This window comes from Streptomyces sp. NPDC034085 (assembly GCF_055575555.1).
The window spans coordinates 135,883-159,986 of the sequence record NZ_JBVISL010000011.1 but is presented as its reverse complement, the minus strand read 5'-3'; the positions used below and the strand labels follow the sequence as shown (position 1 = coordinate 159,986).

The window sequence follows — 24,104 nt, the reverse complement described above, 5'->3', positions numbered from 1 at the left end:
TTGAATGCCCGAGTTCGTCACACCTGATCCCCAGGCGTTCATCAACGCGTTTGGTGTGGAGCCAGAAGCACAGGGAGAAGGCGGTTACAAACTGCGCTTCTTGGAAGTCACCGGAGAGCAGATCGAGTTCTCATACGACGCTACCGCAGGATCGATTGCCGTCACCTGGACCCCCTCACCCTCAGGCATGCCCGTGACCATCTATCGTGAAGGTGCGGAACTATTGAGGGTCGATGAGTCATTCAACCAGACACGACTCATCGTCGAATTCCGAACCCAGGACACGGTAGGAGAACTGATCCTCCAAGTATTTCCGCACCCGGACCTCCAGGAGAAGACCTTGCTCGCTTAGCCACCGTGCTCCCCGACGCCCTGCGGGCGTCAACGGGCCGCTCGGCGGCTCCCTGCGCACCTCACGAACGGGCAGAGGTGAACGCCCGGCGGTAGGCCGACGGGGAGGTGGCCAGGGTGGATGAGAGGTGGCGGCGGAGGGAGGCCGAGGTGCCGAAGCCCGATTGGGTGGCGACCTGGTCCACCGGGAGGGTGGTGGTTTCCAGGAGGCGGCGGGCGTGGTCGACGCGGCGTTGCGCCAGCCACTGGCCCGGCGGCATGCCGACCTCCGACACGAAGCGGCGGCAGAAGGTGCGGACGCTCATTCCGGCGTGGGCCGCCAACTCCCGCAACGTGAGCGGGCGGTCCAGGTGGTGCAGGGCCCAGGCACGGGTCGCGGCCGTCGTGGCGGTTTCCGGCTCCGGCATCGGGCGCTCGATGTACTGGGCCTGGCCGCCCTCCCGCCACGGCGGGACCACGCACAGGCGCGCCACCCGGTTGGCGATCTCGCTGCCGTGGTCGCGGCGGACCAGGTGCAGGCACAGGTCCACTCCGGCGGCGACCCCGGCCGCCGTGAGGACGCGGCCGTCGTCGACGAAGAGGACGTTCTCGTCGACCTCGATGTGGGGGAAGGCCCGTTGGAAGGTGCGCGCCTCGTTCCAGTGCGTGGTGGCGCGCCGCCCGTCGAGCAGGCCCGCTGCGGCGAGTACGTACGAGGCCGTGCAGATCGACACGATGCGGGCGTGCGGCCGGAGCAGGGCGAGGGCCTCGGCGAGGTCGGCCGGCAGCCAGTCCCGGGGCTCCGTCGGGCCGCAGGTGAAGGGCGGGATCACCAGGGTGTCCGCCGTGCGCAGGGCCTCGGCGCCGTGCCCGACCGTGATGGTGAAGTCGGCGCTGGTGGCGACCGGGGCGCCCGTCAGGCTGCACGTGGTGACCTCGTAGAGCGGTTCGCCGTCCGGCCCGCAGGCCGTGCCGAAGATGCGTACCGGGATGCTCAGTTCGAAGGGGTAGACGCCCTCCAGGGCCAGGACGACCACACGGTGCAGCGCAGAAGACATGGCAAGATCTTTTCAGATGGTGGCAGTCTTGCCACTCGTTCCGCAGGCCGCGGTGCGGAAATCTTGATCTCGGGACGGGGCCGCAGGGGCCCCTCCGGGAACGGGGTGGCGTGATGCGTGCGGTGGCTCAGGACGGGTTCGGCGGGCCCGAGGTGCTCGAGGTCGTCGAGGTGGAGCGGCCGGAGCCGGGGCCGGCCGAGGTGCTCGTACGGGTCCATGCGGCCGGGGTCAACCCGACGGACTCCTGGCACCGCGCCACCGGCGGGCTGGCAGGGAAGCCGATCCGGCTCGGCTGGGACGTGTCCGGGGTCGTCGAGGCGGTCGGCATCGGGGTCACCACCCTCGCCCCCGGCGACGAGGTGTTCGGCATGCCGCGCCACCCCGTCCCGGCGGGCACGTACGCGGAGTACGTCACCTCCCCCGCCCGGCACCTCGTCCGCAAGCCCGCCGCGCTGAGCCACGTACAGGCCGCCGCGCTGCCGCTGGCCGCGCTCACCGCCTGGCAGGCCCTCGTGGACACCGCGGGCCTGTGCCCCGGGCAGCGGGTGCTGGTCCACGCGGCGGCCGGCGGGGTCGGGCACCTCGCCGTGCAGATCGCCAAGGCGCGCGGCGCGTACGTGATCGGCACCGCCCGCGCCGCCAACCACGCGTTCCTGCGGGGGCTGGGCGCGGACGAGGTGGTCGACTACACCGCGGTCGACTTCGAGACGGCCGTCGAGCCGGTGGACGTCGTACTCGACGCCATCGGCGGGGAGTATGGGCCCCGTTCGCTGCGCGCCCTGCGGCCCGGCGGCATCGTGGTCTCCCTCGCCTCCCCGGCCGAGGCCCGCCTCGCGGTGGAGGCCGGGCCGCTGGGGCTGCGGGCGGCCTTCATGGCGGTGGAGGCCGACCACGCGGGGATGCGGGAGATCGCCGCCCTGGCGCAGGCCGGTCTGCTGCGGCCCGAGATCGACACGGTGCTGCCGCTGGAACTGGCCGGGAAGGCCCACGAGCTCAGCGACGGCGGCAGGACCCGGGGGAAGATCGTCCTGTCCGTCACCGCATGAACGACGGCACGGTCGACGGCACGACCAGCCGGGGCGGCCGGTCCTCCGACGCGGGGCCGCACGAGCGCCTGCTCGTACGGCCCCGCCCGGCGTGCGCCCGCTAGGAGACGGCCACCCCCTCCAGGAACGGCTCCAGCGCCTCGCGCAGCGCGGCCGGCTGGTCGTAGTGGACGTAGTGGCCGGCGTCGGGGATCTCGGCGTACTGCCCGGCCGGCAGGACGCGGACCATCTCCTGTGCCTCCGCGCGGCCCAGATCGCCGTCCAGGGCCCGCACGACCAGGGTGGGGCAGCGGACCTGGGCCAGCTCCTCCCAGTGCGCGTCGTGCACCCAGGTCTCGCGGACGGTCAGCATCTGGCTGCGGGAGAAGACCGGGCGCCAGCCGTCCGGCGCCTCGTGCATCACCTCGGCGAAGAAGGCGCCGCGGCCGGGGTCGGGGCGCTCGACGCGGGGGTCGTCCTCGCCGAACCAGCGGCGGGCGGCGTCCTGCGTGGGGAAGGGCAGCGGCCAGCGGCGGAACCATTCCTCCCACTCCTGCTGGGAGGCCTCGCCCAGGGCGGACGCCCGCATGTCGCAGATGACCAGGGCCTGGACCAGATCGGGGCGCCGGGCGGCAAGTTGCCAGCCGGTGAGGGCGCCCATGGAGTGGCCGATCAGCACCACGGGGGCGAGCCCGAGCTGCTCGATGACGGCCTCGGCGTCGGCGACGAAAGCCTCGCGGCCCAGCGAGGCGGTCCGGTCGGGCCCGGCGGCGGGGCGGCTGCTGTGGCCGTGCCCCCGCTGGTCCAGGGCCACGACCCGGCGGTGCTCGCCGAGCCAGCGGGCGGTGCCGGCCCAGTGGAGGGCGCGGCCCATCAGGCCGTGGAGTAACAGGACCGCCGGTTTCCGGGGCTCGGCAGGCGGCTCCCGGAACTCCCAGGCGGCCAGGCGTACGCCGTCGGCGCCTGTGACATCGATGCGCTGTACCACCGGAGATGCACCCCCTTCGCTCCCGGCCAGACTATCGAACCCGCATTCGAAAACGGGCGTCTCGCCGACAACACCGCTCTTTCGAGTGACCTTGCTCAAGGATTGGCCGCCCCTGCCGATGGAGATCCTTTCAACAGGGAGGCGGGCCGCTCGGGGAAGACGGTCCGAAGGGGATGACCTTGAGAGCTCGGGGCTCCAGGTCAGCAAGGGGAGGACCGGTCCCGGCGCCGAAAGGCGCCGGGACCGCCTTGCGTCCGGCCGGCCGGCGGCACCGGGCCGCCGGCCGTCAACACCCTCGGAAGGTCAGCCCGGTGCCGTCAGCGCTTGGCGACGAACACGTGCGACGCGATGTCGGCGTCCAGCTCCGCCGCCTCGCCGCCGCTGCCGACCAGCACACCGCCCGGAGACTCCGTCACGCTCACCACCGAGCCGGGCTGCACGCCCGCCCGGCGCAGCGTGTACATCAGCTGGGCGTCGGTCTGGATCGGCTCACCGATCCGGCGGACGACCACCGTCTTGCCCTCGGTGCCCGGATCCAGCTCGGACAGGCTGACCATGCCGTCCTCCAGGAACGGGTCCGCCTCCGCCTTCTCGCCCAGCTCCTCCAGGCCCGGGATCGGGTTCCCGTACGGGGACTCCGTCGGGTGGCGCAGCAGCTCCAGTACGCGCCGCTCCACCGCTTCGCTCATCACGTGCTCCCAGCGGCAGGCCTCGGCGTGCACCTGCTCCCACTCCAGGCCGATGACGTCGACGAGCAGGCACTCCGCGAGACGGTGCTTGCGCATCACGCGCGTCGCGAGCTTGCGGCCCTCGTCGGTCAGCTCCAGGTGGCGGTCGCTGGCCACCGCCACCAGCCCGTCGCGCTCCATGCGCGCCACGGTCTGGCTCACCGTCGGGCCGCTCTGGTCCAGCCGCTCGGCGATCCGGGCGCGCATGGGGACCACACCTTCCTCTTCCAGCTCCAGGATGGTGCGGAGATACATCTCCGTGGTGTCGATCAGTCCGGACATTCGTGCCCCTCGGATTGCGTGCGCTGGCCCTGTCCCCAATTCTGACGCATCGCGCCGACAACCGTCCCGCGCCGGGCGTCAAGGCATGTACGGGACATCCGCCCGGGGCCGCGCCGCGGTGGCGGACGGGGTGCACGGGGCGGGCGGTGCGGGATTGACGGCCGTATTGACACGCCCTTGGTCCAGACCGCACGGTGAGCGGCGGACATCGGCGACGCAGCCACCGCGCACCCACACCCTGGAAGGGCCTACGGCGTATGAGCGAGAGCAAGCTGGCCGGGCAGTTCTTCGACGCCGCCATCGGCCTGCTGGAGCGGGTGCGCGACGAGGAGGGCTCCCGGATCAACGAGGCCGGGGCCGAGATCGCCCGGGCCGTCGCCTCCGGGAACCGGCTGTTCGCCTTCGGCGCCGGACACTCCTCGCTGCCCGCGCAGGACGTGGTCTACCGGGCCGGCGGGCTCGCGCTGATGAACTTCCTCGCCGTCCCGGGCACCGCGGGCGTCGACGTCATGCCGGCCACGCTGGGCAGCGCGCTGGAACGGGTCGACGGGCTCGCCGGAGCGGTCCTGGACAGCAGCCCGGCCACCGCCGGTGACGTCCTGGTCGTCATCTCGCTGTCCGGACGCAACGCCCTGCCCGTCGAGATGGCCATGAACGCCCGCGCGATCGGCCTGAAGGTCATCGGCGTGACGTCGCTGGCGTACGCGGCGGGGACCAGGTCGCGGCACGTGTCGGGCACGTTCCTGAAGGACCACTGCGACATCGTGCTGGACAGCAAGATCGCGGTGGGCGACGCCGAGTTGACGGTGGACGGCATCGACGCGCCGTTCGCTCCCGCGTCGACGGTGGTGACGAGCGCGATCATGCAGGCGGTGATGGCGGCGGCGGCCGGGGAGCTGGCGGCACGGGGCGTCGAGCCGCCGCTGCTGCGGTCGGGGAACGTGGACGGCGGGCACGAGTGGAACGGGCGCGTCATGCGGGAGTACGGGGACCGGATCTTCTTCCGGCACTAGACGGCCCCCTCCCGGGCGCTGCCCGGACCCGCGCCTCAAACGCCGGCGGGGCTGCAAGACCCTGGGGCTCCGCCCCAGACCCCGCGCCTCAAACGCCGGCGAGGCTGGTTGTGCCGGCCAGGCGGGAACGAGGGCACTCACCGGAGGGGGCGGGGGCGGGGTGGGGTGTCGTCCGGGACTAAAACGAGATGAATTCGGCGCGAGGTACCGCTCCCCAACCGGACCCGGAACAGGCGCCGAACATCGAAGCCCGTCCCGGACGACACCCCACCCCGCCCCCGACCCCGGCCCACGACACCCCGCCCACACCGCCCGGCCAGGGCAACGGCCCGGCCAGGGCAACGGCCCCCGCCGGGGCAGCCACACCCCCACCCCACCCGGCCAGGGTCACGGCAGGGGCGGGTGTGTCGCCAGGGAGAGGTCCGCGGCCACTCGGGCCGCCACCTCCTCCGCGTACAGCGCGTCCGCGCGCTCGAACGGCGGGCGGGAGGCGCCGCGGAGGAACGTGAGGGCGCCCAGGGTGCGGCCGCGGCTGCGGAGGACCGCGCACAGGGCGTGCGTGGCGCCCGGGGGCCACTGGCGGGCCCGGGCCCACGCGTCGGCCGCCTCCCCCGCCGGGGCGCTGGCCCGGACCGGGCCGATCCGGTCCAGGGCCTGGAGCGCCGGGTGCGCGGCCCCGTACCGGACGGGAATCGCACCCGGCCCCGGCAGGAGCAGCGCCAGCCCCGACGGAGAGGCCGCCGAGCGGACCAGGCGCCGCCCCGGCCCGGGCGCCAGTACGTCGACCAGCGCGTGCTCCGCGAAGCCGGCCAGCGCGTAGTCCAGCCGGACGGCGGCCGCCTCCGCCGGGTCCTCGCACTCGGCGGCGGCCCGCCCGGCCCGGTAGAGCTGGTTGGTCCGGAACCGCAGCTGCCCGGTGTCCAGCTCGGCCTGGCGGGCCTCGGTGACGTCCTGGAACAGCCAGCCGACCCCCAACGGGACCGGCTCCTCCGCCAGCGGTGACGCCAGCCGCAGGAACCCGCACCGCCAGCAGCGCCGCCGCACCCCCTCCGGGGTGCGGACCGACACCCACAGCTCCAGCGGCGACGGCGGCGCCCCCTCGGCCAGCACGTGCTGGAGCGCGCCCTCCAGTTCCTCCACGCCCTGCTCCAGCAGGTCCCCGAGCGGCCGCCCCAGCAGCGCGCTGCGCCCGGCTCCGAAGGCGCGCGCGGCGTGGGCGTTGACCACCGCCGGCCGCAGGTCCACGTCGACCAGGACGACCCCCCACGAGGCGTCGTCCATCAGCGCCTCGCTGAGGGCGATGGACCGCTCCAGGTCGATCTGGGCGTGGACCTCGCTGAAGGCGCAGTAGACCCCGGCCGGCTTCCCGTCGGCGCCGGGCACCGCGGCGGACTGGGTCCGTACGAGGATCCGGCCGCCTTCCTTGGTCAGCAGGGCGAACTCGTGGACCTGCCGGCCGGGCGCGTCCTGCGCCGCCATCAGCCGGTCCTGCACGTCGTCGGCGTCCGCGGCGCGCGCGGCCCACCCCGCGAAGCCGCGCCGCCCCACCGCCTCGGCGGCGCTCCAGCCGAGGATCCGCTCGGCCTCGCGGTTCCAGTGGGTGATCACGCCGTCGGAGTCGAACGCGCACAGGGCGGCGTCCATCCCGTCGAGCAGCGCGGCCAGCAGATCGTCGGCGGTCTCGCTACGCCCGGAAGCACTCACCTGGCACCCCCCGCAGGTGTTCGCGTGTGCGGCACGTCAGATCATTGAACTGGAACGTGACCCAGGCCACAGCCGCTTCTCGGAATCGTCCCGGAATGTCCGCCTCGCCATTCGCCCCGTAAATCACTTGAGGGCTCCGGAAGGGCGGCCTAGGCTCTGCCGTACACGAGAAGGGAGGTGGTTCCCGAAATGTACGGAAACCGGACGCGTGAGGTGGCTGCGGGCTAGGGCCCGTCGTCAGCAGCGCACCCAGTGCGGTGCCCGGCGGAAATCGCCCGGCGCCAATCCCAAGCAGTCACCCGACCCGCGGGCTCGCCGGCACGTCCGGCCGGCTCCTCTCACTGCAGGAGAGGAACCCGAGCCCGCGGGTCGTCTGCGTCTGCGCCCCGCCGGGACACGGGGACTGCGGGCGGAACCCGCAGCACCGGGCCGCGGACCCCGCCCCGCTCCCCGACAGCCGCCGGCGTCACGGGCAGAGGCGCTCCACCCGCCACTTGTCCCCGTCGAGGACGTACCGCAGCCGGTCGTGCAGCCGGTTCTCGTGGCCCTGCCAGAACTCCAGCGCGTCGGGCAGCACCCGCAGCCCGCCCCACTCCGGCGGCACCGGCACCTGCTCGCCCTCCGGGTAGCGCTCGGCCAGCGCCGCGTAACGGCGGTCCAGCTCCGCCCGCGACCCGATCACCGTCGACTGCGCGCTCGCCCAGGCGCCCAGCTGCGAACCGTGCGGCCGGGACCGGAAGTAGGCGGCCGTCTCGTCCCGGCCGATCCGCTCGGCCCGGCCCGTCACGATGACCTGGCGGGCGATCGGGTGCCAGGGGAACAGCAGCGAGACGTACGGGTTCTCGTCGATCTCCCGGACCTTGCGGGAGCCGTAGTTGGTGAAGAAGACGAAGCCCCGCGAGTCGTACTGCTTCAGCAGCACCGTGCGGGAGCTGGGCCGCCCGCCCGCCGTGGCGGTCGAGACGACCATCGCGTTGGGTTCGAAGAGGTGCGAGTCGGCCGCCTGCTGGAACCACAGGGCGAACTGCGCCATGGGGTCGCCGGCGAGGCCCGCCTCCTCGACGATCTCGGAGCGGTACTGCTTGCGCATGACGGCGGGGTCAATGTCCTGATCGGTCACACGGTCATCCTGCCGCAGGACGCCGGCCGCCGGTGTGCCGTATGTCACGCTTCCGCAGGCCCACGGGAACGGACAAAATCTTGGGGCCGGTCCGAGGGTTCCCGCACGGATGACCTTCGGCCCTGCCGGGCATCAACGGGGATGACCGCGCCGGACCGCGAATCACGCCGGAACCGCGCGTGTTCGCACTACCTGAGGAGCCGCCTGATGTCCGATTTCGTACCCGGACTCGAAGGGGTCGTCGCGTTCGAGACGGAGATCGCCGAGCCTGACAAGGAAGGCGGATCGCTCCGCTACCGGGGGGTGGACATCGAAGACCTGGTCGGGCACGTCTCCTTCGGGAACGTCTGGGGCCTGCTGGTCGACGGTGCGTTCAACCCCGGCCTGCCGGCCGCCGAGCCCTTCCCGATCCCGGTGCACTCCGGCGACATCCGCGTCGACGTGCAGTCCGCGCTCGCCATGCTCGCGCCCGTATGGGGTCTGAAACCGCTGCTCGACATCGACGTGGAGACCGCCCGCGACGACCTCGCCCGCGCCGCCGTCATGGCGCTGTCGTACGTCGCCCAGTCCGCCCGCGGCCAGGGCCTGCCGATGGTGCCGCAGCGGGAGATCGACAAGGCCGAATCCGTCGTCGAACGGTTCATGATCCGCTGGCGGGGCGAGCCCGACCCCAAGCACGTCAAGGCCGTCGACGCGTACTGGACCTCCGCCGCCGAGCACGGCATGAACGCCTCCACCTTCACCGCCCGCGTCATCGCCTCGACGGGCGCCGACGTCGCCGCCGCCCTGTCGGGCGCCGTCGGCGCCATGTCCGGGCCGCTGCACGGCGGCGCGCCCTCGCGCGTGCTCGGCATGATCGAGGAGATCGAGCGCACCGGCGACGCCGTCGCGTACGTCAAGAAGGCCCTGGACAAGGGCGAGCGGCTGATGGGCTTCGGGCACCGCGTGTACCGCGCCGAGGACCCCCGCGCCCGCGTCCTGCGGCGCACCGCCAAGGAGCTGGACGCCCCGCGCTACGAGGTCGCCGCCGCCCTGGAGAAGGCCGCGCTGGAGGAACTGCACGCCCGCCGGCCCGACCGGGTCCTCGCGACCAACGTGGAGTTCTGGGCCGCGATCATGCTGGACTTCGCCGAGGTCCCGGCGCACATGTTCACCTCGATGTTCAGCTGCGCCCGCACCGCCGGCTGGTCGGCGCACATCCTCGAGCAGAAGCGCACGGGCCGCCTGGTGCGCCCCTCCGCCCGCTACATCGGCCCGGGGCGGCGCGACCCGCGCGACATCGAGGGCTACGGGGACATCGCCGCCACGGCCTGAGCGCCCGGCGGTGCGTTCCGGCGCCGCATCCCGGACGGGGTGCGGCGCCTCCGCGCGTCCGGGTCCGTCAGCCCAGGGCGGCGTCGATGAGCGCGGACCACTGCGCCACCACCCGCGCCCGGCGGGCCGTGTCGTCGGTCAGCACGTTGGCCAGGCCCAGACCGCGGGCCATGTCGAGGAGCCCCTGCACGGTCTCCCGTACGCCCGGCCGCGACTCGTCCGCGCCCAGCAGCTCGACGGCGATCCGGTGGGTCTCGCGGCCCACCCGGGCTTCGAGCTCGACCACCTGGGGGCGCAGCTGCTCCTCGTTGGAGGCGGCGACCCACAGCTGGAGCGCGGCACGGAACAGGGCGCCGGTGTACAGGTCGACCAGGGCCTCGACCACCGCCGGACGCGGCGCCGGGGCGGCGTGGAACAGCTCGCGCAAGGCGGTGGAGCGCTCCTCGGCCACGTACGCGACGGCGGCGGTGAAGAGGGCCTCGCGGGTCGGGAAGTGGTGCTGGGCGGCGCCGCGCGATACCCCGGCGCGTTCGGCGACGACGGCGACGGTGGAACCCGCCCAGCCGTGTTCCGCCAGGCAGGAGACGGCCGCCTCCAGCAGGTGGCGCCGGGTGACCCGGCTGCGGGCCTGCTTGGGGACGAGGCCGGTCTGCCGGGGGGCGGGGCCGGTCACCGTGCCCATGAGGGGTCCCGGCGCTCGAAGCGGGCGGTGATGCCCTCGCGGGCCTCGTCGGAGGCGAAGAGGCGTGCGGAGAGCTCCGTCAGCCGGTCGCCGTCCCGGTCCAGGGCCTCCCGTACGGCGGCGGTGACCATGGCCTTGGTCTCGGCGAGGGCCTGCGGGGAGGCCTTGCGGAGTCCGTCGAGGACGGGCGTCAGGGCGGTGTCGACGTCGTCCGCGGTGTGGAGCGTCAGCAGCCCCATGCGGGCGGCCTCGGCGGCGTCGAAGGGCTCGGCGGTGAGGAAGTAGCGGGAGGCGGCGCGGGGGTCGAGGCGCGGCAGCAGGGTCATGGAGATCACGGCGGGGGCCAGGCCGAGGTGGGTCTCGGTGAAGGCGTACGAGGACTGCGGTCCGGCGGCGGCGATGTCGCAGGCGCCGAGGAGGCCGAGGCCGCCGGCGCGTACGTGCCCGGTGACGCGGGCGACGACCGGCTTGGGCAGGGCGGTGACTTCGCGCAGCAGGGCGAGGAAGTCGGCGGGGTCGCACGGGGACTTCAGGTCGGCACCGGCGCAGAAGGTGTTCCCGGTGTGGGTGAGGAGCACCGCCCGGGCCCCGGGGTCGGCGGCCGCCCGCGCGAGGGCGTCGCGGAGCTCGGCGACGAGCTGGGCGGAGAGCGCGTTGCGGTTGGCCGGGGAGTCGAGGGTGAGCGTGGTGATGCCGGTTGCCGGGCCGGCGGTGGCGTGCACGAGTGGGGCCATGTCTCCTCCGGAGGGGGTGTACGGGTGGGGCGCCCGGCCGGGCCCTCCCGGGGGGAGAGTACGCCGTTGCCCTGGCCGGGCCTTTGCCCTGGCCGGGCGGTGTGCTGTGGGCGGCGTCCCGGTGGGCCGGTGTTGCCCCTGGCTGGGCGGTGTGCTCTGGCGGGGTGTCGTGGGCCGGGGTCGGGGGCGGGGTGGGGTGTCGTCCGGGACGGGCTTCGATGTTCGGCGCCTGTTCCGGTTGTGCTCTGTTGGACGGTACCGCGCGCCGAATTCATCTCGTTTTAGTCCCGGACGACACCCCACCCCGCCCCCGACCCCTCCGTACGTCTCCTAGTACGACTTGGGGAGGCCCAGGGTTTGGTGGGAGACGAAGTTGAGGATCATCTCCCGGCTGACCGGCGCGATGCGGGAGACGCGGGCCGCCGTGATGAGGGAGGCCAGCCCGTACTCGCGGGTGAGGCCGTTGCCGCCCAGCGTGTGCACCGCCTGGTCCACCGCGCGGACACACGCCTCCCCCGCCGCGTACTTCGCCATGTTCGCCGCCTTCCCCGCGCCCATGTCGTCCCCCTCGTCGTACAGGCGGGCGGCCTGCTGCATCATGAGGCGGGCCAGTTCCAGGTCGATGTGCGCCGCCGCCAGGGGGTGGGCGATGGCCTGGTGGGCGCCGATCGGCTCCTTCCACACCTGGCGGGTCTGCGCGTACGCGACGGCCTTGGCCAGGGCGTGGCGGCCCATGCCGATTGCGAAGGCGGCCGTCATGATGCGTTCGGGGTTGAGCCCGGCGAAGAGCTGGAGGAGGCCCGCGTCCTCGTCGCCGACGAGGGAGGAGGCGGGGAGGCGGACCTCGTCCAGGGTGAGTTCGAACTGCTTCTCCGCCGCCTGGAGTTCCATGTCGATGACCGAGCGGCCGAAGCCGGGCGCGTCCCTCGGGACGATGAACAGGCAGGGCTTGAGGCGGCCCGTGCGGGCGTCCTCGGTGCGGCCGACGATGAGGGTGGCGTCGGCGATGTCCACGCCGGAGATGAAGACCTTGCGGCCCGTGAGGATCCAGTCGTCGCCGTCGCGGCGGGCCGTGGTGGTGATGCGGTGGGAGTTGGAGCCGGCGTCGGGTTCGGTGATGCCGAAGGCCATGGTGCGGCTGCCGTCGGCGAGACCGGGGAGCCAGGCGCTCTTCTGGGCGTCGGTGCCGAAGCGGGCGATGACCGTGCCGCAGATGGCGGGCGAGACCACCATCATGAGGAGGGGGCAGCCCGCGGCGCCCAGCTCTTCGAGGACGATGGAGAGTTCGGCGATGCCGCCGCCCCCGCCCCCGTACTCCTCCGGGAGGTTGACGCCGAGGTAGCCGAGCTTGGCGGCGTCGGCCCACAGCTCGTCGGGGTGGCGGCCCTCGCGGGCGACGCGGGTGAGGTAGTCGCGGCCGTAGCGCTGCCCGAGGGCGGCGACGGCTGTGCGCAGGGCCTTGTGCTCTTCGGTCTCGATCACGGCTGTTCCTCCTGGACTACGGCGAGCAGGGCGCCGAACTCGACCTGGCGGCCGGTGACGGCGTGGAGCGCGGTGAGCGTGCCGGAGGCGGGGGCGAGGATGCGGTGCTCCATCTTCATGGCCTCCAGCCACAGCAGGGGCTGCCCTGCGGTGACGGTGCTGCCGGGGGCCAGGCCCTCGGCGACGCGGACGACGGTGCCGGGCATGGGGGCGAGCAGGGAGCCCGGTTCGGTGCGGTCCTGGGGGTCGGGGAACCGGGGGACGGGCACGAGGGTGTGGGAGCCGAGCACCGAGTCCACGTAGACCTCGGTGTTCGAATTACGTTTCACGTGGAACATCCGCCGGACGCCGTGCACTTCGAGGGTGACGGCCTCCGGGCTGGCGGCCAGGACGCGGACGCCCGGCTCCTCCACCGGCGCGTAACGGGCCTCGTACGCGGTGCCGGCCACGGTGTAGCGGCGGCTCTGCGGCTGGGAGCGGAGGTTGCGCCAGCCGCCGAGGCGGGCGGCGAGGGGCGCGTCGGCGGCGGGGGCCGCGTCGGCGAGGGCGGCGGCCAGGCAGGCCAGGGCGGGGTCCGGGGCGGCTGCGGTGAGGGCGTCGAGGTGGCGGTCGTAGAAGCCGGTGTCGAGGCGGGCGGCAGCGAACTCCGGGTGCCGCAGGGAGCGTACGAGGAGGTCCCGGTTGGTGGTCAGCCCGTGGATCCGGGCCCGGGACAGGGCGTCCGCGAGGATCCTGACCGCTTCGGCGCGCGTCGGCGCGTGGGCGACCACCTTGGCCAGCATCGGGTCGTAGTGGACGCCGACGGTGTCCCCGGCGGTGAAGCCGGTGTCGACGCGGACCGCGCCGGGGACGTCGAGGGTGTGCAGCACCCCGGTCTGCGGCCGCCAGTCGTGGGCGGGGTCCTCCGCGTAGAGGCGGGCCTCCACGGCATGGCCGGTGGGCTCCGGCGGGGTGGAGGGGAGCGCTTCGCCCTCGGCGATCCGCAGCTGGAGTGCGACGAGGTCGAGGTCGAAGACCTCCTCCGTGACCGGGTGTTCCACCTGGAGGCGGGTGTTCATCTCCAGGAAGCACGGGCGGCCGTCGGCGCCGACGAGGAACTCGACCGTGCCCGCCCCCCGGTACGAGACGGCCCGGGCGGCGGCCACGGCGGCGCTGTGGAGCCGCTCGCGGAGCGCTGCGGGCAGGCCGGGGGCCGGGGCCTCCTCGATGACCTTCTGGTGGCGGCGCTGGAGGGAGCAGTCGCGGGTGCCGAGCGCCCAGACGGTGCCGTGGGCGTCGGCGAGGACCTGCACCTCGACGTGGCGGCCGCGCTCCACGTACGGCTCGGCGAAGACCTCGTCGTCCCCGAACGCCGACAGGGCCTCGGCGCGGGCCGCCTCCAGGGACTCCTTGAGGGAGTCGAGGTCCCGTACGACGCGCATCCCGCGGCCGCCGCCGCCCGCCGCGGCCTTGAGGAGCAGGGGCAGGTCGCCGGGGGTGGCGGTGGCCGGGTCGACGGGGTCGAGGAGGGGGACGCCGGCGGCCCGTACGAGTTCCTTGGCCCGGGTCTTGGAGGCCATGGCCTCGATGGCGGCGGGCGGCGGGCCGACCCAGGTCAGGCCGGCGTCCAGGACCTGCCGGGCGAAGTCCGCGTTCTCGGAGAGGAAGCCGTACCCGGGGTGCACCGCGTCGGCGCCCGCCGCGCGGGCCGCCTCGATCAGCAGGTCGCCGCGCAGGTAGGTGTCGCCGGGAGCGGCCCCGGGCAGGCGGACGGCCGCGTCGGCGCTGCGGACGTGCAGGGCGTCGGCGTCGGGGTCGGAGTGGACGGCGACCGTGGCCAGGCCCAGGGCGCGGGCCGTGCGGAAGATCCGGACGGCGATCTCGCCCCGGTTGGCGACGAGGAGGGAGGTGATCGGAGCGGTCATGTGGGGGCTCACATCCGGAAGACGCCGAAGCCGCCGCGGGCGCCCTCGACGGGGGCGTTGTGGACGGCCGACAGGCACAGGCCGAGGACGGTACGGGTGTCGCGCGGGTCGATGACGCCGTCGTCGTACAGCCGCCCGGACAGGAACATGGGGAGGGACTCGGACTCGATCTGCGCCTCCACGAAGGCCCTCATCCCCGCGTCCTGTTCCTCGTCGTACGGGAGTCCCTTCGCGGCGGCGGACTGGCGGGACACGATGGAGAGGACTCCGGCGAGCTGGGCGGGGCCCATGACGGCGGACTTGGCACTGGGCCAGGCGAAGAGGAACCGCGGCTCGTAGGCGCGGCCGCACATGCCGTAGTGGCCGGCGCCGTAGCTGGCGCCGATGAGGACGGACAGGTGCGGGACCTTGGAGTTGGAGACGGCGTTGATCATCATCGAGCCGTGTTTGACGATGCCGCCCTGCTCGTACTCCTTGCCGACCATGTAGCCGGTGGTGTTGTGGAGGAACAGCAGCGGGATGTCCCGCTGGTTGGCGAGCTGGATGAACTGGGCGGCCTTCTGCGACTCCGCGCTGAACAGGACGCCCTGGGCGTTGGCGAGGATGCCGACCGGGTAGCCGTGCAGGGTGGCCCAGCCGGTGACCAGGCTGGTGCCGTAGAGGGGCTTGAACTCATCGAAGTCGGAGGCGTCGACGATGCGGGCGATGACCTCGCGGGGGTCGAAGGGGGTCTTCAGGTCCGCGGGGACGATGCCGAGGAGTTCCTCCGGGTCGTACAGCGGCTCCTCGGCCGGGGGCGGGTCGGCGTACGGTTTGCGGTGGTTGAGCCGGGCCACGACACGGCGGGCCTGGCGGATGGCGTCGTACTCGTCGAGGGCGTAGTGGTCGGCGAGCCCCGAGACGCGGGCGTGCATGTCGGCGCCGCCGAGGGACTCGTCGTCGCTCTCCTCGCCGGTGGCCATCTTGACCAGCGGCGGGCCGCCGAGGAAGACCTTGGAACGATCCTTGATCATGATGGTGTGGTCCGACATCCCGGGGACGTACGCGCCGCCGGCGGTGGAGTTGCCGAAGACCACGGCGACGGTCGGGATGCCCTCCGCCGAGAGCCGGGTGAGGTCGCGGAAGACCGCACCGCCCGGGATGAAGATCTCCTTCTGGGAGGGCAGGTCGGCGCCGCCGGACTCGACCAGGCTGATGCAGGGCAGCCGGTTCTGCCGGGCGATCTCGTTGGCCCGCAGCGCCTTCTTCAAGGTCCACGGGTTGCTGGCGCCGCCGCGCACGGTGGGGTCGTTGGCGGTGATCAGGCACTCGACGCCCTCGACGGTGCCGATGCCGGTCACCATCGAGGCGCCGACCGGGTAGTCGCTGCCCCAGGCGGCGAGGGGTGACAGCTCCAGGAACGGGGTGTCCGGGTCGAGGAGCAGCTCGATCCGCTCGCGGGGCAGCAGTTTGCCGCGGTCGCGGTGCCGGGCGGTGTACTTCTCGCCGCCGCCGGCGAGGGCCTTGGCGTGCTCGGCGTCGAGCTCCGCGAGCCGCTCCAGGGCGGCGGTACGGGCCTGCGCGTGCTCGGCGGCGAGGGGGTCGACGGTGGTACCGAGGCGGGTCATGGGGTCCCCTCCGGGGCGGGCGGCGGGCTGGCGGTGCGGTGCGGCGGCGCCTCCCGGGACGACGGCGGGCCGGCGGGGGCCGGTGGGCCGGCGGCGGGGTGGTCCGCCCGGGCCGGTGGGCCGGCGGCGGGGTGGGGTGGGGGCAGGAGGCGGGCCGGGACGTCGAGGTGGCGGGCGCGCAGCCATTCGCCGAGGGCCTTGGCCTGCGGGTCGAAGCGGTGGCCGGAGGCGACGCCGTCGCCGAGGAGGCCGGTGACGGTGAAGTTGAGGGCGCGCAGGTGGGGCAGTTCGTGGCGGGTGACGGGCAGGCCCCGGGTCTCGGGCAGCAGGTTCTGGAAGGTCTCGGCGGTGAGGGTGCGGTGCAGCCACTGCCATGCGTCGTCGCTCCCGACCCACACCCCGACGTTGGCGTCGCCGCCCTTGTCCCCGCTCCGGGTCCCGGCCACCGCTCCGAGCGGGGCGCGGACCGTGGGCCCGGTCCCGTCCGGAGCCGGGATCCGGGGCCGGTCTCCGGCTCCTGCGGACGGGGTCCGGTGCAGCGGCGCGGAGTCCGGGGGGCGCGTCGAAGGGGGGACCGGCAGGCGGGTGCCGTCTTCGAGGACCGCCGTGTGCGGGACGGAGCCTGCCGGGACGAGGGCCGAGGTGAACACCCCGTACGGCTGGGCGGGGCCCGGCGGGGCCGTCACGTGGAACCCGGGGTAGCTGGCGAGGGCCAGCTCGACCGCCGCCGAGGTCAGTTCCCGCCCGACCCGGTCCGGGGAGGGATCGCGGACCACCAGCCGCAGCAGGGCGCTCGCCGTCTCCTGTGTGTCCGCGTCCGCGTGGTCCGTGCGGGCGAGCGTCCAGCGGACGCGGTCCACCTCCCGCAGCGCTTCGGCCAGTTGCGCCCGCACCAGGGCGGCCTTGGCCTCGATGTCGAGCCCGGTGAGGACGAAGACCACCTCGTTGCGCCAGCCGCCGATGCGGGTGACGCCCACCTTGAGGGTGGGGGGCGGCGGTTCCCCCTCGACCCCGCTGATCCGGACCCGGTCCTCGCCGTCCGGGGTGAGGCGGACCGTGTCCAGGCGGGCCGTGACGTCGGGGCCGAGATAGCGCACGCCCTGGGTCTCGTACAGGAGTTGCGCGGTGACGGTGCCCGGCGTGACGGCTCCGCCGGTGCCGGGGTGTTTGGTGATGACCGCCGAGCCGTCCTCGGAGATCTCCGCGAGGGGGAACCCGGGCCGCCGTACGTCGTGGGCGGTGAAGAAGGAGTAGTTCCCGCCGGTGGCCTGCGTGCCGCACTCCAGGACGTGGCCCGCGACCACCGCCCCCGCCAGCCGGTCGTACTCCTGGGGACCCCAGTCGAACCACCAGGCGGCCGGCCCGCTGACCAGCGCCGCGTCCGTGACCCGGCCGGTCACGACCACGTCCGCGCCCGCCCGCAGGCAGGCGGTGATCCCGGCGCCGCCCAGGTAGGCGTTGGCGGTGAGGGCATCGGGGTACGCGGTGGTGGCCGCGCCGCTCCCGGACGGCATCAGGTCGTCGCCCTCGACGTGCGCGACGGAGACGGGGACCCCCACCTTGGCGGCCAGGGCCCGTACCGCCGCGGCCAGCCCCGCGGGGTTGAGCCCGCCCGCGTTCGCCACGATCCGCACGCCCCGCTCGTGCGCGAGCCCGAGGCCTTCCTCCAGCTGCTTCAGGAACGTCTTGGCGTAGCCGAGGTCCGGGTTCTTCAGGCGGTCGCGGCCGAGGATCAGCAGGGTGAGCTCGGCGAGGTAGTCGCCGGTCAGGACGTCCAGCGGGCCGCCGGTCAGCATCTCGCGCACGGCGTCGGACCGGTCGCCGTAGAAGCCGGACGCGTTGGCGACGCGCAGCGGCCGCCGCGTCACCGCCGGCTCCCCTGCGGGTCGCGGCCCGGGCCCGCAGGACCCGCGAAGGCCTGTGCGATGCCGAGCCACTGGTCGGCGTCGGGTCCGGTGGCCGTGAGCCCGAGGTCGGCCCGGTGGGCGCGCTGGGTGACCAGCAGGCAGAAGTCCAGCGCGGGCCCCGTGATCCGCTGCACCGCGTCGGCCGGGCCGTACGCCCACACCTCGCCGGTGCCGGGGGCCGTCAGCTCCACCCGGAACTCCGCCTGCGGCGCCGGCAGGCCCCGGACGGCGTACGCGTAGTCGCGCGCCCGCACCCCGATCCGCGCGACGTGCCGCAGCCGGGCGGTGGGGACGCGGCGTACGCCGAGGGCGTCGGCGACGTCCTGGCCGTGCGCCCAGGTCTCCATGAGCCGGGCGCTCGCCATGGAGGCGGCCTTCATCGGGGGCCCGTACCAGGGGAACCGCGCGTCCGGCGAGGCGGCCGCGAGTGCCGCGTCGAGCGCGGCCCGGCCCTCCCGCCAGCGGGCGAGCAGCTCGGCGGGCGCCAGGGCCGCCCCCTCCTCGGCGCCCTCGTCGACGAAGGACTCGGGGGCCTTCAGCGCCTCCTCCACCCTGCGCGCGAAGCCCTCGGCGTCGGTGAGGGCGAGCAGCGCGGCCTGGTCGGTCCAGTGCAGGTGGGCGATCTGGTGGGCGATGCTCCAGCCGGGCGCGGGCGTCGGCCGCGCCCACGCGGTACCGGGCATGCCGGCCACCAGCGCGTCCAGTTCCCGGCCCTCGTCCCGGAGGTCGGCGAAGACCGCGGCGAGGGCGGAGCTTTCCGCGGCGAGGGCTTCCGCAGCAGGGGTACCGGGCGCGGGGGGACCTGCGGCGGGGGTTCCTGCGGCGGGGGTTCCTGCGGCGGCGGACGGATCGGGCACGGGGTGCTCCTCTCTCGGCGTGAGCGGAAGCCTGGCAGCCTCCGCTAAAACAATCAAGCACGCTTGCATGATTTGTGCGCCGTGCGTGACATTCCCGCCAGGATCGCCAACTGCCCGTCCGGATGCGGTGCTTGGCGTCCCGCCGCCATCCGGCAAGGCCCGCCCAAGGCAGCGGCCGCGCCCTGCCGCGCACGCCGAGGGACGGTTCCGGCCGTACGCCGGGAAGGCGCCGGAGGGGCGACCGCCGCGCGCCGATACTGGGGGCCGCCTGTGCAGCCGCCGCACCCGATCCCCTCCACGCCAGCCGACGACGAGGACGGTCCGCCGTGAACCCCGCTGCCCCAGCCGACTTCCACTCCCTCTATCCCCAGCTCGACGCCACCGCCCTCACCGCCTACGCCGACGCCCTGGAGAGTGGCGACCTCACCGGCCTCCCGCCCGCGCGCGCCGCCGAAGCCCAGGTCGTGCGCGCAGCGGCCGTCTTCACCCGCGGCGAGGTCACCGGCGCCTGCGGCGACCTGCTCGACGCCGCGCTCTGGCGGCACACCGGCCCCCGGCCGCGGGCGGTCGTCGTGATGCCCTCGCCGTGGACGGGCCTGGGCTGGGCCGCGTACGCCGTCCAGGGGGCCGCGTTCGCGGCACGCGGCTACGACGTACTGGCCTACACCGTCCGCGGCTTCGGCCGCTCCGACGGCCAGGCCGACTTCGCCGGGCCCCTGGACGTCGCCGACGGCAGACGGGCCCTGGACCACCTGCTGGAGCGCGCCGCCGGCCCCGTCACCCGGATCGGCTTCCTCGGCGTCTCGTACGGCGCCGGCATCAGCCAGCTCGTCGCCGCGCACGACCCCCGGGTCGACGCGGTGGCGGCGCTCAGCACCTGGGGCGACCTCGGCGAGGTGCTCCGCGAGAACTCCACCCGCCGCTGCGCCGCCGTACAGGCGCTGCTCACGGCGGCCGGGCGGGCCCGGCTCAGCCCGGAGACGGAGCGGGCGCTGGAGGACGTCCTGGCCGACCGGGACGGCGAAGCGACGCTGCGCTGGGCGCAGCAGCGCTCACCGTTCGGGCAGGTCAAGGAGCTGAACCGGCGGCGCGTGCCGGTCTTCCTCGCGCACGCCTGGCACGAGACGCTCTTCCCCGCCAACCAGACGCTGAGGCTGTTCGACGAGCTCACCGGGCCCAAGCGGCTCGACCTGTCGATCGGCGACCACGGCGGCCCGGAGAGCGCCGGACTGCTCGGGCTGCCGAGTCCGGTGTGGACGGACGCCCACCGCTGGTTCGACCACCACCTGCGGGGCGCCGCCAACGGTGTCGACGCGGAGGGCGAGGTGCTCGCCGAGGTGATGTGGACCCGCGCCCTGGAGCCCTCCGCCGGCTGGCCCGACCTCACCCGGGAGGTCCGTCGGCTGTACCTCACGGGAGGCGGGGGCCTGGCCGAGGAGCCCGAGCACGGCTGGACGGCGGGCGTGCTGTGCGGGGTGGACACCCCGGCCGCGGTGGCCGACGCGATCGTGCGCTCGGGGTACGCGGAGATGGCGGGGCGGCCCAGGACGTACCGGGCCGGGGAGATCGACTCCGCCGTGACCGCGACCTGGGTCGGCGCCCCCGCCGAGGAGACCGTCCGCGTACGGGGCATCCCGCGGCTGCGGGTGACGTACCGGGCCGCGAACTCCGGCTCCACCTTCGTGGCATACCTCCTGGACCTCGCCCCGGACGGCTCGGCCCGCCTGATCACGCACGCCCCGTTCAGCGACCTGCCGTCCCCGCCGGACAGCCTGATCGGCGCGGACATCGACCTCCAGGCCACGGCGTACGACGTCCCGCGCGGGCACCGCCTCCTGCTGGTGGCGGCGGGGCGCGACCCCTTCTACGGGGACGCCAACCTGCCGCGCGCGACGCTGGCGTTCACCTCGCCGGAGCCGACGCCGTCGTACCTGGAGGTGCCGGTGGGGTGAGCGGTGGGCGGGTTCCTCGGGGACGAGGCGGCGGGCCGGGCCCCGGCCCGCCCCCGCATCCGGCCCCCGATGTCCCCGGCCCAGCCCCCTGGGGCCAGGCGCGGCGGATCGCTACGCGCTCCTCTCGTCCCGGCGGGTTGCGGTCGGCTGGGGCTTGGCGAACTCCTCGATCAGGACGGGGTATTGCTCTGCGCCGTGTCCGGCGGCGATCGCGCGGTCGGCCATGGCCTTGAACAGCTTGGGGAGTTCGGCGTTGACGCCCGATGCCTCGCTCTCTTCGATCAGGTGCGCCATCGCCCTCGCGTCGGTCTCCAGGGCCGACACCTCGGCCGGGAAGGAGCCGTCGTCGATCTGCTGGGCGTATCCGGGGAGCCATTCGGCCACGCCGGCGGCCATCTGGCGGGCGAACGGCGCGTAGGTCGCGGCGTCCACGCCGGCCGTCCGGAGCAGGGCGGTGCCCTGGAGCCAGGCGTTCAGGACGCTCCACATCATGGCCAGACCCGCCACGTCGTAGAGGGACGCCAGCCCGGGGTCGGTGCCGAGGTGGGTGACGGTGCCGAGGGCATCGAGATCCTGGAGGTGGGGGCCGCTGAGGAGGATGACCGCCTCAGGGGTACCGATGGTCGAGGGGATGGCCATGATGGCGCCGTCCACGTACCGGGCGCCCCGCTGCTCGGCCCAGCGGGCGGCTTCCCGGGCCTGGGCCGAGTTGCCCGAGGTGAGGTTGAGCAGGGTGGTGCCCTTGAGCTCGCTCGCGTCGAGCAGCTCGTGCACGGCCTGGTAGTCGGTGAGGCAGATGATCGTCAGGGAACCTGCCGTGAGCGCGTCGTCCACCGTGGGCGCCGGCTGTGCGCCTTCGGCCACCAGCCGGTCGGCCTTGGAGGCCGTACGGTTCCACACCGTGGTGGGGTGTCCGGCCTTCAGGAACGCGCCGGCGAGGGCCTGGCCCATGAGTCCGAGTCCGATGACGGAGACGGGGAGTTTGTCGGTCATGGCAGCATCGTCAACGTTGATACCGGTCTCAAGGTCAAGTGGGGGATGCGATGCGGATCGGGGAACTGAGTCGCCGGACGGGCGTCAACGCCCACCAGTTGCGCTATTACGAAGCCCAGGGCCTGCTGGCGGCGGAGCGCCGCGCCAACGGCTACCGCGAGTACGACGAGACCGCCGTACTGCGGGTGAAGCAGATCCGGCACCTGCTGGGGGCGGGATTGTCCTCCGAGGACATCGCGTACCTGCTGCCCTGTGCGGTCGGCGAGGTCCCGGAGCTGCCCGGCTGCCCCGAACTGCTCGCCGCGATGAGGACCCGGCTGCGGCGCATCGACGATCAGATGGGCAGGCTCGCGCAGTCCCGTGGCGCCCTGTCCGACTACATCGACGCGGCCGAGCGCACGGGCGGCGAGGACTATCCGGCCTGGAACACCGCATGAAGGTCCCCGCCGAAACGTTTTAGGGTGGACGGCACATCGTGAACCGGAACAAGGAGCAGACGTGAGCGCCATCGCCCTCCAGCAGGAGATCGCCCGGGAACTCCAGGTCGCCCCGGCCTTCGAGGCCGAACAGGAGATCGAGCGCCGGGTGGCCTTCCTCACCGAGCGGCTGACCTCCACGGGTCTGCGGGCCCTCGTACTCGGCATCAGCGGGGGCGTCGACTCGACCACTGCGGGCCGGCTCTGCCAGCTCGCCGTCGAGCGGGCCCGCGAGGCCGGTCACGAGGCGCGGTTCTACGCGATGCGGCTGCCCTACGGTGTCCAGGCCGACGAGCACGACGCGCAGCTGGCGCTGTCCTTCATCCAGGCCGACCACGTCCTGACCGTGGACATCAAGCCCGCCAGCGACGCGGCGCTGGAGGCGTCGGTGGCCGCCGGCGTGACCTTCCGCGACGCCGCGCACCAGGACTTCGTGCACGGCAACATCAAGGCCCGCCAGCGCATGATCGCCCAGTACGCGGTGGCCGGCGCGCACGCCGGTCTGGTGGTCGGCACCGACCACGCCGCCGAGGCCATCTCCGGCTTCTTCACCAAGTTCGGCGACGGCGCGGCCGACCTGGTCCCGCTGACCGGCCTGACCAAGCGCCGGGTGCGCGCGGTCGCGGACGCGCTGGGCGCGCCCGCCGAGCTGGTGTGGAAGGTCCCGACGGCCGACCTGGAGACCCTCGACCCGGGCAAGGCCGACGAGGACGCCCTCGGAGTCACGTACGACGACATCGACGACTTCCTGGAGGGCAAGCCGGTGGACGAACGCGCCTACGAGACGATCGTCGCCCGCTACCGCCTCACCGACCACAAGCGCCAGCTCCCCATCGCCCCCTGATCGCACCGCCGTCCTGATCGCCGTCCGGTGCGGGTATCAGCCCCGGACGGCCGCCAGTAGCCGGGCCGGGGGCGTCGGGGGCACCCGCCCCCTCACCCCCGCCCCCGCTTCGCCTTCCTCTTCCCCTGCGAGCGCACCGCGCCCATGCTCGCCGCGATCACCAGGGCGATCGCGAGGGCGTCGAGCGCCGACATGGCCTGGCTCAGGATCAGGAATCCGGCCGTCGCCGCGATGGCCGGTTCCAGGCTCATCAGGATCGCGAAGGTCGGCGCCGGCAGGCGGCGCAGGGCCAGGAGCTCCAGCGTGTACGGGAGCACCGACGACAGCAGCGCCACACCGAGGCCCAGGGCCAGCGTGCTCGGGGTGAGCAGGTCGGAGCCGGCCTCCGCCACGCCGAGCGGGAGCGAGATGACGGCGGCCACCGCCATCGCCAGGGCCAGGCCGTCGGCCTGCGGGAAGCGGCGGCCGGTACGGGCGCTGAAGACGATGTACGCGGCCCACATCGCGCCCGCGCCCACCGCGAAGCCCGCGCCGAGCGGGTCGAGCCCGCCCAGGCCTCCGCCGCCGTGGCCGGCCAGCAGGGCGACACCGGTCAGGGCGAGGGCGGCCCACAGCAGGTTCACCAGGCGGCGCGAAACGATCACGGACAGGGCCAGCGGGCCGAGCACTTCCAGGGTCACGGCCGGCCCCAGGGGAATGCGGTCGATGGACTGGTAGAAGAGGCCGTTCATCCCGGCCATGGCCACCCCGAAGGCGACGATCGTGCCCCAGTCGGAGCGCCCGTACCCGCGCACCTTGGGCCGGCACACCAGCAGCAGCACCAGCGCGGCGGCCGCGAGCCGCAGCGTGACCACGCCCGCCGCGCCCACCCTCGGCATGACCATCACCGCGAGGGCAGCGCCGAACTGCACCGACACCCCGGCCGAGACCACCAGCGCGACCGGCCCGAACCGGGAGGACCGGGCGGGGGCGGGGGTCGGGGCCGGGGCGGAGACCGGGGCGGCGGTCGTCGAGGACGAGGAGGAGGGCGCAGGCATGAATCCAGCCTAAGGGGTATGTAAGCCCCATCCCCACGTGTCCTGCCTTACCCCCGGCCCCGCGCCC

The 24,104-nt window shown here is 74.0% G+C and carries 21 protein-coding genes; 7 read left to right on the top strand and 14 right to left on the bottom strand.

What is annotated here, in order from left to right; genetic code table 11:
• The first annotated feature begins 4 nt into the window (after positions 1 to 4).
• Positions 5 to 352: a hypothetical protein gene (locus tag ACZ501_RS30020; protein ID WP_468799620.1), complete on the top strand. Its 348-nt coding sequence runs from the start codon at positions 5 to 7 to the stop codon at positions 350 to 352.
• A gap of 61 nt (positions 353 to 413) precedes the next feature.
• Here ACZ501_RS30020 and ACZ501_RS30015 read toward each other — a convergent pair whose 3' ends face one another.
• Positions 414 to 1,388, bottom strand: a complete 975-nt coding sequence (locus ACZ501_RS30015) for a GlxA family transcriptional regulator (protein ID WP_468799618.1) — start codon at positions 1,386 to 1,388, stop codon at positions 414 to 416.
• Between the two features lie 113 nt (positions 1,389 to 1,501).
• Between ACZ501_RS30015 and ACZ501_RS30010 the strand changes: the two genes are divergently transcribed.
• Positions 1,502 to 2,434 (top strand): NADP-dependent oxidoreductase, encoded by a 933-nt coding sequence (locus tag ACZ501_RS30010; RefSeq protein WP_361604786.1) that lies wholly within the window; start codon positions 1,502 to 1,504, stop codon positions 2,432 to 2,434.
• 100 nt (positions 2,435 to 2,534) lie between these two features.
• Here ACZ501_RS30010 and ACZ501_RS30005 read toward each other — a convergent pair whose 3' ends face one another.
• Positions 2,535 to 3,401, bottom strand: a complete 867-nt coding sequence (locus ACZ501_RS30005) for an alpha/beta fold hydrolase (RefSeq protein ID WP_468799616.1) — start codon at positions 3,399 to 3,401, stop codon at positions 2,535 to 2,537.
• A 317-nt stretch (positions 3,402 to 3,718) separates the two neighbouring features.
• On the bottom strand, positions 3,719 to 4,411 hold the full coding sequence (locus ACZ501_RS30000; RefSeq protein ID WP_267091060.1) for a metal-dependent transcriptional regulator: 693 nt from the start codon (positions 4,409 to 4,411) through the stop codon (positions 3,719 to 3,721).
• A gap of 257 nt (positions 4,412 to 4,668) precedes the next feature.
• On the opposite strand from ACZ501_RS30000, the gene ACZ501_RS29995 reads away from it, so the two are divergent.
• Positions 4,669 to 5,424: an SIS domain-containing protein gene (locus tag ACZ501_RS29995; protein ID WP_361611577.1), complete on the top strand. Its 756-nt coding sequence runs from the start codon at positions 4,669 to 4,671 to the stop codon at positions 5,422 to 5,424.
• A 387-nt stretch (positions 5,425 to 5,811) separates the two neighbouring features.
• Here ACZ501_RS29995 and ACZ501_RS29990 read toward each other — a convergent pair whose 3' ends face one another.
• Positions 5,812 to 7,128, bottom strand: coding sequence for a PAS domain-containing protein (locus tag ACZ501_RS29990; protein ID WP_468799614.1), 1,317 nt, complete (start codon positions 7,126 to 7,128; stop codon positions 5,812 to 5,814).
• A 466-nt stretch (positions 7,129 to 7,594) separates the two neighbouring features.
• Complete coding sequence (gene pdxH / locus ACZ501_RS29985; protein WP_468799667.1) at positions 7,595 to 8,218, bottom strand: pyridoxamine 5'-phosphate oxidase; 624 nt, start codon at positions 8,216 to 8,218, stop codon at positions 7,595 to 7,597.
• A gap of 237 nt (positions 8,219 to 8,455) precedes the next feature.
• On the opposite strand from pdxH, the gene ACZ501_RS29980 reads away from it, so the two are divergent.
• Positions 8,456 to 9,562 (top strand): citrate synthase 2, encoded by a 1,107-nt coding sequence (locus ACZ501_RS29980; RefSeq protein WP_361609428.1) that lies wholly within the window; start codon positions 8,456 to 8,458, stop codon positions 9,560 to 9,562.
• A gap of 67 nt (positions 9,563 to 9,629) precedes the next feature.
• Here the strand turns inward: ACZ501_RS29980 and ACZ501_RS29975 are convergent, their stop codons facing one another.
• The 7 genes from ACZ501_RS29975 to ACZ501_RS29945 form a co-directional block, all read right to left on the bottom strand.
• Positions 9,630 to 10,244 (bottom strand): TetR/AcrR family transcriptional regulator, encoded by a 615-nt coding sequence (locus tag ACZ501_RS29975; RefSeq protein ID WP_361609430.1) that lies wholly within the window; start codon positions 10,242 to 10,244, stop codon positions 9,630 to 9,632.
• Positions 10,232 to 10,978, bottom strand: coding sequence for an enoyl-CoA hydratase family protein (locus ACZ501_RS29970; RefSeq protein ID WP_468799612.1), 747 nt, complete (start codon positions 10,976 to 10,978; stop codon positions 10,232 to 10,234). The genes ACZ501_RS29975 and ACZ501_RS29970 overlap by 13 nt, the downstream gene beginning before the upstream one ends.
• A gap of 330 nt (positions 10,979 to 11,308) precedes the next feature.
• The gene (locus tag ACZ501_RS29965; protein WP_468799610.1) at positions 11,309 to 12,460 is read right to left on the bottom strand and encodes an acyl-CoA dehydrogenase family protein; all 1,152 of its coding nucleotides are present in this window, start codon (positions 12,458 to 12,460) and stop codon (positions 11,309 to 11,311) included.
• The gene (locus ACZ501_RS29960; RefSeq protein ID WP_468799608.1) at positions 12,457 to 14,364 is read right to left on the bottom strand and encodes an acetyl/propionyl/methylcrotonyl-CoA carboxylase subunit alpha; all 1,908 of its coding nucleotides are present in this window, start codon (positions 14,362 to 14,364) and stop codon (positions 12,457 to 12,459) included. Before ACZ501_RS29960 ends, ACZ501_RS29965 begins: the two co-directional genes overlap by 4 nt.
• Before the next feature lie 8 nt (positions 14,365 to 14,372).
• Positions 14,373 to 15,971, bottom strand: coding sequence for an acyl-CoA carboxylase subunit beta (locus ACZ501_RS29955; protein ID WP_468799606.1), 1,599 nt, complete (start codon positions 15,969 to 15,971; stop codon positions 14,373 to 14,375).
• Positions 15,968 to 17,767 carry an acyclic terpene utilization AtuA family protein gene (locus ACZ501_RS29950; protein ID WP_468799665.1) on the bottom strand — a complete coding sequence of 600 codons (1,800 nt, stop codon included), beginning with the start codon at positions 17,765 to 17,767 and terminating at the stop codon, positions 15,968 to 15,970. Before ACZ501_RS29950 ends, ACZ501_RS29955 begins: the two co-directional genes overlap by 4 nt.
• Before the next feature lie 68 nt (positions 17,768 to 17,835).
• A complete protein-coding gene (locus ACZ501_RS29945) occupies positions 17,836 to 18,735 on the bottom strand; it encodes a TIGR03084 family metal-binding protein (protein ID WP_468799604.1) in 900 nt (299 codons plus the stop codon).
• A 326-nt stretch (positions 18,736 to 19,061) separates the two neighbouring features.
• Here ACZ501_RS29945 and ACZ501_RS29940 point away from each other — a divergent pair, with 326 nt between their 5' ends.
• Positions 19,062 to 20,687, top strand: a complete 1,626-nt coding sequence (locus tag ACZ501_RS29940) for a CocE/NonD family hydrolase (protein WP_468799602.1) — start codon at positions 19,062 to 19,064, stop codon at positions 20,685 to 20,687.
• A gap of 111 nt (positions 20,688 to 20,798) precedes the next feature.
• Here the strand turns inward: ACZ501_RS29940 and ACZ501_RS29935 are convergent, their stop codons facing one another.
• A complete protein-coding gene (locus ACZ501_RS29935) occupies positions 20,799 to 21,680 on the bottom strand; it encodes an NAD(P)-dependent oxidoreductase (protein ID WP_468799600.1) in 882 nt (293 codons plus the stop codon).
• Between the two features lie 50 nt (positions 21,681 to 21,730).
• Between ACZ501_RS29935 and ACZ501_RS29930 the strand changes: the two genes are divergently transcribed.
• Entirely contained in the window at positions 21,731 to 22,117 is a 387-nt protein-coding gene (locus ACZ501_RS29930; RefSeq protein ID WP_468799598.1) for a MerR family transcriptional regulator, read from the top strand.
• A gap of 61 nt (positions 22,118 to 22,178) precedes the next feature.
• Positions 22,179 to 23,000 (top strand): ammonia-dependent NAD(+) synthetase, encoded by an 822-nt coding sequence (nadE, locus tag ACZ501_RS29925; RefSeq protein ID WP_468799596.1) that lies wholly within the window; start codon positions 22,179 to 22,181, stop codon positions 22,998 to 23,000.
• Positions 23,001 to 23,092: 92 nt separating this feature from the next.
• Here the strand turns inward: nadE and ACZ501_RS29920 are convergent, their stop codons facing one another.
• Entirely contained in the window at positions 23,093 to 24,037 is a 945-nt protein-coding gene (locus ACZ501_RS29920; RefSeq protein ID WP_361602373.1) for an EamA family transporter, read from the bottom strand.
• Positions 24,038 to 24,104 lie beyond the last annotated feature (67 nt).

Bases quoted from the DNA above. Each gene is read 5' to 3' on its own strand.
- ACZ501_RS29975 (WP_361609430.1), bottom strand. From the start codon at position 10,244: ATGGGCACGGTGACCGGCCCCGCCCCCCGGCAGACCGGCCTCGTCCCC.
- ACZ501_RS30020 (WP_468799620.1), top strand. From the start codon at position 5: ATGCCCGAGTTCGTCACACCTGATCCCCAGGCGTTCATCAACGCGTTT.
- ACZ501_RS29930 (WP_468799598.1), top strand. From the start codon at position 21,731: ATGCGGATCGGGGAACTGAGTCGCCGGACGGGCGTCAACGCCCACCAG.
- ACZ501_RS29935 (WP_468799600.1), bottom strand. From the start codon at position 21,680: ATGACCGACAAACTCCCCGTCTCCGTCATCGGACTCGGACTCATGGGC.
- ACZ501_RS29970 (WP_468799612.1), bottom strand. From the start codon at position 10,978: ATGGCCCCACTCGTGCACGCCACCGCCGGCCCGGCAACCGGCATCACC.
- ACZ501_RS29950 (WP_468799665.1), bottom strand. From the start codon at position 17,767: ATGCTGACCGGCGGCCCGCTGGACGTCCTGACCGGCGACTACCTCGCC.
- ACZ501_RS30010 (WP_361604786.1), top strand. From the start codon at position 1,502: ATGCGTGCGGTGGCTCAGGACGGGTTCGGCGGGCCCGAGGTGCTCGAG.
- ACZ501_RS29995 (WP_361611577.1), top strand. From the start codon at position 4,669: ATGAGCGAGAGCAAGCTGGCCGGGCAGTTCTTCGACGCCGCCATCGGC.
- ACZ501_RS30000 (WP_267091060.1), bottom strand. From the start codon at position 4,411: ATGTCCGGACTGATCGACACCACGGAGATGTATCTCCGCACCATCCTG.
- ACZ501_RS29960 (WP_468799608.1), bottom strand. From the start codon at position 14,364: ATGACCGCTCCGATCACCTCCCTCCTCGTCGCCAACCGGGGCGAGATC.
- ACZ501_RS29920 (WP_361602373.1), bottom strand. From the start codon at position 24,037: ATGCCTGCGCCCTCCTCCTCGTCCTCGACGACCGCCGCCCCGGTCTCC.
- ACZ501_RS29955 (WP_468799606.1), bottom strand. From the start codon at position 15,971: ATGACCCGCCTCGGTACCACCGTCGACCCCCTCGCCGCCGAGCACGCG.
- ACZ501_RS29980 (WP_361609428.1), top strand. From the start codon at position 8,456: ATGTCCGATTTCGTACCCGGACTCGAAGGGGTCGTCGCGTTCGAGACG.
- pdxH (WP_468799667.1), bottom strand. From the start codon at position 8,218: ATGCGCAAGCAGTACCGCTCCGAGATCGTCGAGGAGGCGGGCCTCGCC.
- ACZ501_RS30015 (WP_468799618.1), bottom strand. From the start codon at position 1,388: ATGTCTTCTGCGCTGCACCGTGTGGTCGTCCTGGCCCTGGAGGGCGTC.